This is a genomic window from Moorena sp. (genome assembly GCF_982860115.1).
In genome coordinates, this window is the sequence record NZ_CEYLVT010000123.1 from 1 (window position 1) to 12,508 (window position 12,508).

The 12,508-nt window shown below is 45.8% G+C and carries 12 protein-coding genes; 4 read left to right on the top strand and 8 right to left on the bottom strand.

Annotated features, from left to right (window positions below; translation table 11 throughout):
• A partial coding sequence (locus AC4II3_RS19910; protein ID WP_490722873.1) for a hypothetical protein occupies positions 1-193 on the bottom strand: 193 nt, incomplete at its 3' end.
• Between the two features lie 259 nt (positions 194-452).
• Between AC4II3_RS19910 and AC4II3_RS19915 the strand changes: the two genes are divergently transcribed.
• Together AC4II3_RS19915 and AC4II3_RS19920 are read left to right on the top strand one after the other, a co-directional pair.
• On the top strand, positions 453-680 hold the full coding sequence (locus AC4II3_RS19915; RefSeq protein WP_488013994.1) for a hypothetical protein: 228 nt from the start codon (positions 453-455) through the stop codon (positions 678-680).
• A 421-nt stretch (positions 681-1,101) separates the two neighbouring features.
• Complete coding sequence (locus AC4II3_RS19920) at positions 1,102-2,622, top strand: DASH family cryptochrome (RefSeq protein ID WP_488014004.1); 1,521 nt, start codon at positions 1,102-1,104, stop codon at positions 2,620-2,622.
• Positions 2,623-2,865: 243 nt separating this feature from the next.
• Here the strand turns inward: AC4II3_RS19920 and AC4II3_RS19925 are convergent, their stop codons facing one another.
• From AC4II3_RS19925 to AC4II3_RS19950, 6 genes are all read right to left on the bottom strand, one after another.
• Positions 2,866-3,213: a DUF1815 family protein gene (locus AC4II3_RS19925; RefSeq protein WP_070391648.1), complete on the bottom strand. Its 348-nt coding sequence runs from the start codon at positions 3,211-3,213 to the stop codon at positions 2,866-2,868.
• Between the two features lie 323 nt (positions 3,214-3,536).
• Positions 3,537-3,749, bottom strand: coding sequence for a DUF2839 domain-containing protein (locus AC4II3_RS19930; protein WP_075897373.1), 213 nt, complete (start codon positions 3,747-3,749; stop codon positions 3,537-3,539).
• 256 nt (positions 3,750-4,005) lie between these two features.
• Positions 4,006-5,496 carry an amidophosphoribosyltransferase gene (purF, locus tag AC4II3_RS19935; protein ID WP_488013996.1) on the bottom strand — a complete coding sequence of 497 codons (1,491 nt, stop codon included), beginning with the start codon at positions 5,494-5,496 and terminating at the stop codon, positions 4,006-4,008.
• A gap of 129 nt (positions 5,497-5,625) precedes the next feature.
• Positions 5,626-6,825: a beta-ketoacyl-ACP synthase gene (locus AC4II3_RS19940; RefSeq protein WP_488013998.1), complete on the bottom strand. Its 1,200-nt coding sequence runs from the start codon at positions 6,823-6,825 to the stop codon at positions 5,626-5,628.
• A 30-nt stretch (positions 6,826-6,855) separates the two neighbouring features.
• Positions 6,856-7,605 carry a peptidylprolyl isomerase gene (locus tag AC4II3_RS19945; RefSeq protein ID WP_488014000.1) on the bottom strand — a complete coding sequence of 250 codons (750 nt, stop codon included), beginning with the start codon at positions 7,603-7,605 and terminating at the stop codon, positions 6,856-6,858.
• Positions 7,606-7,733: 128 nt separating this feature from the next.
• Entirely contained in the window at positions 7,734-8,300 is a 567-nt protein-coding gene (locus tag AC4II3_RS19950; RefSeq protein ID WP_488014002.1) for a photosystem I assembly protein Ycf4, read from the bottom strand.
• A gap of 487 nt (positions 8,301-8,787) precedes the next feature.
• Here AC4II3_RS19950 and psbD point away from each other — a divergent pair, with 487 nt between their 5' ends.
• Entirely contained in the window at positions 8,788-9,846 is a 1,059-nt protein-coding gene (psbD, locus tag AC4II3_RS19955; protein ID WP_488029193.1) for a photosystem II D2 protein (photosystem q(a) protein), read from the top strand.
• Entirely contained in the window at positions 9,830-11,215 is a 1,386-nt protein-coding gene (gene psbC, locus AC4II3_RS19960; RefSeq protein ID WP_488013369.1) for a photosystem II reaction center protein CP43, read from the top strand. The genes psbD and psbC overlap by 17 nt, the downstream gene beginning before the upstream one ends.
• Before the next feature lie 108 nt (positions 11,216-11,323).
• On the opposite strand, the gene AC4II3_RS19965 is transcribed toward psbC, so the two are convergent.
• Positions 11,324-12,073 carry a lysophospholipid acyltransferase family protein gene (locus AC4II3_RS19965; protein WP_488013366.1) on the bottom strand — a complete coding sequence of 250 codons (750 nt, stop codon included), beginning with the start codon at positions 12,071-12,073 and terminating at the stop codon, positions 11,324-11,326.
• Positions 12,074-12,508 lie beyond the last annotated feature (435 nt).

Here is a 12,508-nt window from a genome sequence, read left to right on the forward strand (position 1 = left end):
CGCGCCCTAGGCTCGCGTCTTTCGGCAAAGCCGACGCGGGGCGCGAACGGGCGCGCACCTCCAGCATTTGTGTCTGGGCAACCAGACTAGGATCATCTTGACTTCTAGCAAACTGCTCTACCAACTCGCTGGGACTGCTCTTTAACCTCTTGGCCAATTTGTCTAGTTTCTTAATCCTGCTTGGCGTTAGCATGTTTGTTGACTAGGATTTTATATTCTCCTTGTGTTGTCTGTGTGTTTCTCATTCCTTGGGCTCATCGCCTACACACCCAAGTTATATCAGAAGCTTATTTTAAGCATAGACACTTGATAACTTAATTAACATAATTACACCATGTATTGGAATTAAGTCTGTCGAATGAAGTCTGTAAGTAGCCTATCAGTCTATTCGATGAAGATGGGACTACAAAACTTTTCCTAGAATACAACAAGCAATTAATAGGAGTGCATCAATGAGCTATAAAGACGAACTATTTCCTTGGCGCATCATCCGCCATCTGCCTAAATGCCAGCGAATCGTTGTCGCTCGCTTTAGCCGCCGCAATCAAGCAGAAGCCCATCTGCAAGCACTGCGCTGCTTAATACCAGATGCTCGCTTCACCCTCATGTTCGACATCACACTAGATGACATTGTCCCAGCTATCGCTATGACAAAGCACTCATCTCTACCTAATCATTAATAAAACCAAATTCTTGGCTCTAATCACTGTTTTATTTCGCCTTTATTTCGCCGCATCAAAGCGCCTAAGACCTTTGCCATTACTAAGCACTAAATTAGCAGACTTAGGAGCATTCCTGAATCATCGATTGTCAAAATCTAGTTCTGGTCTTATGTTCTGTTTGTCGATCGCCTTTAGGCCACGCTACGCGAACGCCGAGACACAGTAAAAAAATTGCTCAGCAAGGGTTACGCTGGTAGAGTGAAAAAGCGCACTGAAGCGCGAACACCTAGAGCAGTTGCGGGATGCCATCCAATCGGACTACAAAAATCTGCAACTACAAAAAGCACCACAAACCACATGACATCAGGGCTACGGCTTAATGTCATTTTCTCGCTTTCGTGGATCTTGGCAAAATCAAACAGAACCGACCTCAGCCACTGTGAATCAAAAACTTATCGTGATCTGGTATCGCAACGATTTACGGATCCATGACCATGAGCCACTCTATCAAGCTGTCCAGGAAAAAGCTGAAATTATCCCCCTGTACTGCTTTGATGACCGACAATTTGGTACTACCTCCTTTGGTTTCCCAAAAACCGGTGCATTTCGCGCTCAGTTTTTGCTCGAAAGTGTAGCGGACTTGCGGAATTCTTTGCGATCGCTTAACGCTGCGGATCTTGGGAAATCCCTTGGTAGTAATCTTGGTAGTAATCTTGGTAGTAATTTAGTGGTGCGCCGGGGTTTACCGGAACAGATTATTCCATCTTTAGCAAAAGAACTACGAATCTCCGCAGTTTACTATCACCGGGAAGTCACCTCAGAAGAGTTAGCCGTCGAATCCGCCCTCAAAAAAGCGCTTGCTCAAATTGGCGTAAAAGTCAAGTCATTTTGGGGCTCTACCCTATTCCATATCAATGAATTGCCTTTTGGTATTCCCCACATTCCCGAAGTATTTACCCAATTTCGCAAGCAGCTGGAGAAATCTTCTACAGTTTATTCCACCTTCCCCACTCCCAAAACTCTACCACCCTTACCTAAAGTAGATGTTGGTGAACTGCCTCAGTTAGCTGACTTGGGACTTGAGCCACCAGTCCCTGATCAACGGGCAGTGTTAAAGTTCAAAGGTGGGGAAGCAGCCGGACTAGCCAGACTAGATCACTACTTCTGGCAAAAAGACTGTCTTAAGGGTTACAAACAAACCCGAAATGGCATGTTGGGAGCAGATTACTCCTCCAAATTCTCCCCCTGGCTAGCCTTGGGTTGTCTATCACCTCGTTATATCTATCAACAGGTTCAGGAGTACGAAACACAACGGGTTAAAAACGACTCCACCTATTGGTTAGTCTTTGAGTTACTGTGGCGCGACTATTTCCGATTTATCTGTGCCAAGCATGGTAATCGAATATTTCGCCAATCTGGATTACAAGGGGTAACCATACCATGGAAGGAGGACTGGAAGAGATTTGACCTGTGGACTGAGGGAATGACTGGTTTTCCCCTAGTGGATGCTAATATGCGGGAATTAACAGCCACAGGCTTTATGTCCAATCGGGGTAGACAAAATGTTGCCAGTTTCCTGACCAAGAATCTGGGGATAAACTGGCAGATGGGAGCGGAGTGGTTTGAGTCGCTCTTGATTGACTATGATGTGTGTAGCAATTGGGGCAACTGGAACTACACAGCTGGGGTAGGCAATGATGCTCGTGGTTTTCGCTATTTTAATATTCAGAAACAATCCAAAGATTATGATCCCCACGGAAAATACGTAAAACATTGGCTACCAGAACTTACTTCTATCCCTGCCAAGAAAGTCCATGAACCCTGGACATTATCATCGGATGAGCAAAAGCGCTATGGGCTAAGAATAGGTGTAGACTATCCTCAGCCTGTAGTGGATTTGTGGAAGTCAGTCCAGAAAAATGAGAAGGTCTACAATGCTGCTCTTAGCCGTCGGTCTTAGTGGTTGGTACAGCATTCTATGGGCTTTTCTTTTTGATGAAGTATTTCCAGTTGAGTGTTGACAGTCAACAGTTAACGTTCAACACTCAATTAGCCAGCTATGAAGCCAGCCATCAATTTTTCCCTTTCCCTGTTGATGTTGATAAAAACACAGATAGACAGAATTATATGGATAAAACTGTGCTATATATCTGTGTTTAGCAATCCTGGTTGGATTCCTATTTTGCCTTACTCAGTTCTCAGGTCACGACAGTGGTAACTTAAGGGCAGGGTGAGATTCTGAAGGACGAATTCGGTATTTAACCAAATTGGCGAGATCTTGTAGTTGACCAATTGCTTCAGCACCTTCCAACTTCATCAGTTCTCGGTCATCGCGCATTTCAGTCCAAGTGATCCCGTAATCTGAAACCAAAAATCGAATCAGGTGATTGTCCCCCAAGCTAACCATAAACGATGCGCTATTCATCTGACCACCACAGGTGTAGCAGGACGCTAAATAGCCTTGGTTTTCTAGTACAATTGCCAATGCCTGGAGATTCATTACTAAATCTCTGACAAATTGACGGTGCTCCTCTGCAAGTCGTATAAACACGTCTGTTCTCCAAACACCACTCCTAGATTTTAGAGCTTCTATTCTTTCTTAAAAATTTAATCTTCATGTTTCAAGATAAATCAGGATAGAATTGGGGGATTTTTCTAAAAAATAGACTCTTGTCAATCTTTTCCTTAATCTCTTGCCTTGTTCTATCCCAAAATCAACCTATCGGTCAAGGCAAATTGGCTCCCTTGTCACAATTTTCATGAGTCAAGGGATATACATTAGTAGTTTCTATATGTTTATCGAAATTCTTTAACTAACCTAACTACGAGTTGAAGTACAACCGATAGTTCCGTGTGATTAGCGAGCCTTAGATGTTAATTTACTTGCCACCAACCAAATCCAGGTCCTATAAATCTAACCGTTAGCCAGAATACAATCATAAAGACAATACCAGCCCAAGCTCCCCTAGTCGTCCATTTAACAAACTGTTCACCCTGACTTTTAGTTATCGGGAGCCATGGAAATATGTTGGCTTCTTTCCCGTAGTCTTCTCCCAGTGCTGCTTTACGGCGTTTTGCTTCACCCATAATCGTTCTTAATCACTCAGTGATAATAATAACCTATGCATTGAACAATGGTGGGCATTAGCAGAGCTGGTGTAGAATTTCTTAACTTTAGGAGATGATCAGCCTTGGCCACCTCAATAAATTTCCTAAGTCGCCAACAGTACCAATCAAGGCTCCCCTTATCCCCCCGACGATCGGGGGTCAGGAAAAAGGCAAAGGGATTGGGATAATTTCTTCACCCTGTTATGGGTGTGGTGCTACCTTTGACCTTTGACTTTCAAACCTGCACCTCTTCCAGCATCAATTTAGAACGCTTGAGTTCTTCTGAAAGGGGAACAGGGTAATGACCTGTGAAACAAGCAGAGCAGAAACTTTTGGAGTCTTTCCTTGTGGCTAGCATCATTCCCTCCCAACTCAGATAATTGAGGGAATCCACACCAATATAATTGGCTATTTCTGCCACTGACTTGGTGGCGGCAATCAGTTGCTCTTGGTTATCGGTGTCTATTCCAAAGAAGCAAGGATGAGTAACTGGGGGCGAAGAGACTCGCATATGTACCTCAGCCACACCTGCATCACGCAACGCTTTGATAAGTTTGCTGCTGGTGTTTCCTCGAACAATGGAGTCATCTACTAGTACCACTCGTTTACCCACTAAGACATCTTTGAGGGGATTAAGTTTCATGCGGATGCCGCTTTCTCGCATACTCTGAGTGGGTTGGATAAAGGTGCGACCCACATAGCGATTTTTAATCAGTCCCTCTCCGTAAGGAATACCAGACTCTCGGGAAAAGCCGATAGCTGCAGGGATACCAGAATCGGGTACAGCAATCACCATGTCCGCATCTGGTGTTGACTCTCTTGCCAGCTGACGCCCTAGGCGTAACCGATAGCTAAACACGGTTTCATCATCCATGACGCTATCAGGGCGAGCAAAGTAAATCATCTCAAAGATGCAAACTTTGCGCTCTGGCTTTTGACTCCAGTCGAAGGAAGCAATGCCTTCGTCATTAATCCACACTAATTCTCCCGGTTCCACATCCCGCAGATAGTCAGCACCGATAATGTCTAAACCACAGGTTTCTGATGCCAGGACGTAGCCCCCAGAATTGCCACCTAAGGTGCCAATCACTAGAGGGCGAATGCCATTGGGGTCACGAACACCCATTAATCCAGCCGGTGTGCCAATCACTAAACTAAAGGCTCCTTGGCAAGATTGAAAGGCTCTCATTGCTGCCTCCAACCACCCTTTGCCATGGTTAACCTCTGCAGCGATCCCTAGGGCGATTAGTTCTGAATCCGTGGTGGTCATCAAGTTAGAGTTATGCTTGAGTAAATCATCACGTAATTGAATAGTGTTGACCAAGTTACCGTTATGAGCCAAAGCCAAGGGTCCTAAGGTAGTTTCCACTACGGCTGGTTGAGCATTGGCGATGTGGCTAGAGCCAGTAGTAGAATAACGGTTATGACCAACGGCAATCTGACCAGGTAGCTTAGCCAAAATGTCTTCATTAAAGACCTGGGAGACTAGCCCCATATCTTTGTAGACATGCAGCTGCTTGTCATCAAAGGTAGCAATCCCTGATGATTCCTGACCTCGGTGCTGTAGGGCAAATAGACCAAAGTAAGTCAGCTTAGCGACATCTTGCTCTGGTGCATAGATACCAAAGACTCCGCAAGCTTCCTCTGGCTTGTCCAAGTGCTGGGGATAGTCATCCTTGGACTGATTACAATCTTGCTCAGAGCAAAGGGATTGGTTGGGCATCATAACTATTATGGGTTGCTCCTAATTGCGGCATGAAGTCGGTTGAACCTAAATCCCAAGGGGATTGGTTCTGTATATTTAATTAAACTTAATGTTTCCTTAACGATATCACCTCTACCATATTATTGTGGGTTAATGTCGGCAATTGCTGGATATTCCTAAAGCGGTTACTGCATTTTGCCCCCCGAAACCAAAGCTAAAACATAGTGCCTGCCTGACTTGGCACTGACGCGCTATAGTTACGAAATCAAAATCCCATTCCGGTTCCCTCAACCCAATACAAGGGGGTAATACTTGGTGTTTTAAAGCCATTAAACTAAAAGCAGTACCAATGGCTCCAGAGGCACCAAGAGTGTGACCGGTGGCTCCTTTGGTAGAACTGATGGCCACCCCTTGGGGAAATAGCTGCTGAATCAGCTCCGCTTCATTCTGGTCATTGAGTGTGGTTCCGGTACCGTGGGCATGGATATAATCAATATCTGTAGGAAATAGGTGACTACGGTCTAGACATTGTTTTACCGCTGCGATCGCACTCTGTAGATTTGGGTTAGGTGTACTGACATGATAAGCGTCCGAGGTTAAGCCAAACCCCATTAATTTTCCATAGATAGGGGCTGCTCGACGACGAGCCAAATCCTCTGACTCCAATACCAAGACAGAACCTCCCTCTGCCAACACCAAGCCTTGACGTTGCTTGTCAAAGGGGTAAGCACCAGTTTTTGCTAGAGCCCCCATTTTAGTAAATCCGGCTAGGGTTAGAGGAGTAATTGGTGCTTCTACAGCACCAGCAATGACTCGTTGGCATTGACCGGTTTGAATCAATTCAAATCCTTGAGCGATCGCCCAAATTCCTGTTGCACAAGCTGCCATTGGTGCTAGTGCTGGCCCAAAGGAACCAATGTAATGGGCAGCAGCAATAGCCGGTTGATGGGGTAGAGTGTCTAACCAATGCTCTAGAGTTAAGATCTCCTCATTTAAGATATCAAATCGGGGATACTCTGGTTCGGTGTCGAGTTTCCTATGACTAGTTATCTGTTCCTGGGCTAGTTGCTCCCAAGCCGCCTGACAGCTACGACTGGAACCAATCACCACACCACAATCCTTGAGAGGGATGGTTAAGTTCGCATCTTCAAGAGCATCTGCTACAACCTGGTAGGTCAGCTGTTCAATAGAAGCTGGTGTCTGACCAATCATAGCCAACGGTAGAGGTGATAAATTCGCAAAGGGTCGATACCACCTAATAGCGGACTCACCGTTTAGCAAATGCTGCCAACTGGGTTTGAGGCGACCTAAAGCAGATACTAATCCAATCCCAGTAACGCATACCTGCACGGATTCGTTGAAAGCTCGTTAATTTTTATCTTAAGGTTTCTTGAGGTTTTCGATGCCTTGAGTGACCTTGACTGATTCAATGCGATCGCCTTGCTGAATTTTGTCTACCACACTCATACCATCAGTGACATAGCCAAATACAGCATAGTCCCCATCCAAGAAAGGCAGGTCTGCTAGGGCAAAGTAAAACTGTGAAGAGGCTGAGTTTGGCATTTGGGAACGAGCCATGGCTACAGCACCACGAGTATGATTCAACTGAGGACGACTACTAATTCCAGCTGCTTTAAAGGTTTTGCTGTATATCGGTTGATCTTCCCCCTTCGGCTTAATTTCTAATGGGATGTAGCGAGTTTCATTTGTTTGTGGATCTATGAACCCCCCTGTGCCCAGACGCTCTACTGGGAATTTTGGGTTTTTTCCTTGGGGATCACCACCTTGGACAACAAATGGTTGAGGTTCCCTTACCACTCGGTGAAACACTAGTCCGTCATAAACACCCTTTTGAACGAGATCCACAAAATTGCCAGCTGTAATTGGGGCATTGGTGCCATCCACTTCAATAGTAATCGGTGAGCCTTTTACCCTCAGCTCAACAGTAGCTTTTTTGTCTAGTCGGGGTAAATTGCTGAATTGGGGATTGCTGGTAGTCTCAGCAGGAGTAGGGTTGTTTTCGGGAGTTGATGATTCCGTTGAGTTCGACGTTGAGCCACTGCATCCTGCTATTACCAGAGCTAACACTACTAACATCACAGATAGCCAGCGCCGGATATTCATACTCATGCTTAGTTTAACTAGATAAGAGTTTATACTTGTTTACCGTTTAAGTTTCTGTAGCCTATACTACTTATTTTTTTAATAAGCTTTATTTAAGCAGGAAAACTTGATAAGGGAGTGGGCCACCTGGTAATTTATAAGCCTTCCAAGGGAACTTCTAAGAAACGAGCCAGCTCTGCTCCCTGATTTTCTAATTCCGAAAGGGAGATGGGTTGACCGACACGAGTTAGAGGAACTTCCCGGCGATCCTTAGTGCGGACGTAGAGGACTCGGCGTGGATTTAGACCCTCTTTGATGTCTACTCGAATCGACTGCACATCTTCTGTACGGCAACTGAATTCGACTTCACGGTTTTTACCGGGAAAGCCAGACCGCACTACTCTGACCATACCTGTTTCTTGGTTAAATTCATTGTACCCTCCACCGATATCCCAATAAATGGTTAGCCATAGGTAGAGAGATAGCAACAGCGCAGCAACGCCATAGAACCCCATTGCTACTCCCTGAGGGATAAAAATTAGGTTGGTTGCATCTCCAATCGGGAGTAGATCCATGTTGAGATAACTCGAAAGCCCTGCGAGGAAAAAGCCTATACCTCCTATGGATACAGCTCCTGCCACTAAATAGTTGCTCAAACGGCGAGAGCCAAGAACCGATTGTCGAAGTACCAGGTTTTCCAGTTGGTTGGTCGATGCTGCCATGAGAAGATGTGGTTGCCTCTATGAAATCTGACTTGACAATAGTGCTGAGGAGCGAGAGTACATAGCGCAAGTTATGGATACTCCAGCGAGCTCATCTAGAATTAGTATCACATTTTTGACCAACACAGGGAAATTATGTAACTTTTGACACTAAATCTAAAAAAAATCTGAGGAGTATGTGTAATTTTGTAAAATTTTTGGTATTTATTATTATTGTATGTAACGTTTGTAACCCAACTCTCCTTATGGGAGAATAAAGTTAAGGGTTAAACGGCGTGATAGTTTAAGAAACATTAAGTGACCACAGCCTAACCTTATAGCCTGTGGCATCCCGTTAAAAGACAATCCTGTAAGAGGGAAGTGACTTAAAATCACTGAAATCTAAGGGAAATCTACCTCTAAAAGGGTAGGAGTGTCGCAAAAAAGACGTAAAAACGTCCCAATTTTGAATCCTTGCAAATCGTTATATGTATGAGGATTTGAATCTATGACAGTAGCAGTAGGACGCGCCCCCAGCACCAGAGGATGGTTTGACATCCTCGATGACTGGCTCAAGCGCGATCGCTTTGTATTCGTCGGCTGGTCCGGCATTCTGTTGTTCCCCTGTGCCTACATGGCGTTAGGGGGCTGGCTAACTGGTACCACCTTTGTTACCTCTTGGTACAGCCACGGCTTAGCCTCTTCTTACCTAGAAGGCTGTAACTTCCTGACCGTAGCAGTGTCCTCTCCTCCCAACAGCCTGGGACATTCCCTGCTGTTGTTGTGGGGACCAGAAGCCCAAGGAGACTTGACCCGCTGGTTCCAACTAGGAGGGTTGTGGAGCTTCGTGGCATTCCACGGAGCATTTGGTCTGATTGGGTTCATGCTGCGGCAATTTGAAATTGCTCGTCTAGTAGGCATTAGACCCTACAATGCGATCGCATTCAGTGCGCCGATAGCAGTATTTGTCAGCGTGTTCCTGATGTACCCATTGGGACAGTCCAGCTGGTTCTTTGCTCCTAGCTTCGGAGTAGCTGGTATCTTCCGTTTCATCCTGTTCCTGCAAGGCTTCCACAACTGGACACTGAATCCCTTCCACATGATGGGCGTAGCCGGGGTACTCGGTGGTGCTCTGCTGTGTGCTATTCATGGGGCAACGGTGGAAAATACCCTGTTCCAGGATGGAGATAAAGCCAACACCTTCCGGGCGTTCAACCCGACCCAAGCGGAAGAGACCTACTCAATGGTCACCGCCAACCGCTTCTGGTCTCAAATCTTCGGGATTGCTTTCTCTAACAAGCGCTGGTTACACTTCTTCATGTTGTTTGTGCCAGTAACTGGCTTGTGGATGAGTGCAGTAGGAATTGTAGGTTTAGCATTGAACCTGCGAGCCTATGACTTCGTGTCCCAGGAAATCCGGGCAGCAGAAGACCCAGAATTTGAGACGTTCTATACTAAGAACATTTTGCTAAATGAGGGTCTGCGAGCTTGGATGGCTCCAGCAGACCAACCTCACCAAAACTTTGAGTTCCCTGAGGAGGTACTACCGCGTGGCAACGCTCTCTAATATTGGTATGGTTGCGGGCAATCGCGACCAAGAATCTTCCGGTTTCGCCTGGTGGTCTGGTAATGCCCGTCTGATCAACCTCTCTGGTAAGTTGCTGGGAGCTCATGTTTCCCATGCTGGCCTGATCGTTTTCTGGGCTGGCGCAATGACCCTATTTGAGGTTGCTCACTACATTCCCGAAAAGCCTGTGTTCGAGCAGGGATTGATTCTAATCCCTCACATGGCTACTTTGGGTTGGGGTGTTGGTCCTGGTGGCGAAATTATTGACACTTTCCCCTACTTTGTTATTGGTGTCCTACACCTGATTTCTTCTGCCGTATTGGGCTTCGGCGGTATTTATCACGCTGTTCGTGGTCCTGAAGCCTTAGAAAGTTATTCTAACTTCTTTGGTTACGACTGGAAGGACAAGAACAAGATGACTAGTATCATCGGGTTCCACCTGATCATTTTAGGATTGGGTGCCTTCTTGCTGGTGATCAAAGCCATGTTCGTCGGCGGTGTTTATGACTCTTGGGCACCTGGTGGTGGTGCGGTTCGTTTGATTACCAACCCAACCCTGAACCCCGCAGTGATCTTCGGCTACTTAGTCGATGCTCCCTTTGGTGGAGAAGGTTGGATTATTGGTGTCAACAACATGGAAGACATCATTGGCGGTCATATCTGGATTGGTCTGATCTGCATCTTTGGTGGTGTATTCCACATTCTGACTAAACCCTTCGGCTGGGCTCGTCGTGCCTTTGTCTGGTCTGGAGAAGCTTACCTCTCCTACAGCTTAGGTGCCTTGTCCATGATGGGCTTCATTTGCTCTTGCTACGTGTGGTTCAACAACACCGCTTATCCTAGCGAGTTCTATGGCCCTACCAATGCTGAAGCGTCTCAAGCTCAGTCTTTCGTGTTCTTAGCCCGTGACCAACGTCTAGGTGCTAACATTGCGTCTTCCCAAGGTCCTACTGGTCTGGGTAAATACCTGATGCGCTCTCCTACTGGTGAAATCATCTTCGGTGGTGAAACCATGCGCTTCTGGGACTTCCAAGGTCCGTGGTTGGAGCCTCTACGGGGTCCCAATGGTCTGGATGTTAACAAGCTCAGAAATGACATTCAGCCTTGGCAGCTACGTCGTGCTGCTGAGTACATGACCCATGCTCCTAACGGTTCCATCAACTCTGTAGGTGGCATTATTACTGAGGCAAATTCCTTCAACTATGTCAACCCTCGTGCTTGGTTGGCTAGTTTCCACTTTGTAATGGCTTTCTTCTTCCTAGTTGGTCACCTCTGGCACGCTGGTCGTGCACGGGCTGCCGCTGCTGGATTCGAGAAAGGTATTGAGCGTGAAACTGAAGCAGTACTTAGTATGCCTGACCTTGACTAGGTGATTTTATTGAGTGAATAACTCAATGGTAAATCAGACTAAGAAAGGCTAATTAATGGCTAACTAATCGCTAACTAATCGCTAAGTGATTTTTACAGCTCCTGTACTCTACAGGAGCTTTTTTTTGGAACAGTTTTGTGTGGAACTCTTGTCTAAGTTGCTCATCGATGTATGCAGGTCATGGGTAAGCTGTGCAGCTTCTTTTTTAACTGACTGAGTACTATAATCTGCTACACTAATCGGAGATCCAACAGTCACTGTGACATCACAACCCCATTTAGGGATAGGCTGACTATAATTAAGACTAATCGGTACAATCTTAAGATCAATACCAGGGTGAGATGATTCTACCTGCAAGGCAATACGAGCCATACCAGGTTTTAAGCGGTTTACTTCACCATTACGGAAGATATTGCCTTCAGGAAACATTACCAGTGCTTCGCCATTGCTCAGGAGTTCCACAGTTTGACGGATACTGCTAATTCCTCCACGTCCAGTATTTACGGGAAACCCTCCTACACGACGGATCAACCAGCCCTGTATGCCATTCATTTCATCGGCTGAGACCATATACCGCAAGTCACGTCCGGTTACAGGTTTACCAACGGCGAAAGGAACTATTAACGCATCCCAACGAGAGCGATGGGTGGGAGCTAAAATCACAGGACCAGTCTTAGGAACGTTCTCTTGCCCTGTTACGGTAAGTTGACCAAAATGAAACGGAATAACAACACGCCTTCCTAAGGGATAGATAATGTTAGTTAACCAGTGGCAAATACCAGAATCTACAGACATAACTTTCATGGCGTTACCATGATCCTTAGCATAATCAGAGCTGCGTTTTAACGTTGTTGTCATTGCTCAATCGTACTTACTGTAAGTAGAGCTAAACTATGAATGATCAAGGGTTTTTCCTAAATCCTTAACCTTCACTTCTACTGTATGTGCTTTCAAGATCAATATCTGATACTCACAGGACACTTCTTGTGGTGTCATGCCCTGGTCTGTTCGCTATAGATACTGAAGGTATTAATGGCGTTGCGTCAGTCCTGGAATAGATACTAGTAGAGTGGGCATCCTGCCCGCTTGAGAATAAGCAGGAAACTGGCAAGATGCCAGTTCTACAATAAGCAGTAAACTGGCAAGATGCCAGTTCCACCCACAAAATCATTCCATTATTAAGCAGTAAACTGGCAAGATGCCAGTTCCACCCACAAAATCATTCCATAATAAGCAGGAAACTGGCAAGATGCCAGTTCCACCCACAAAATCATTCCATAATAAGCAGGAAAC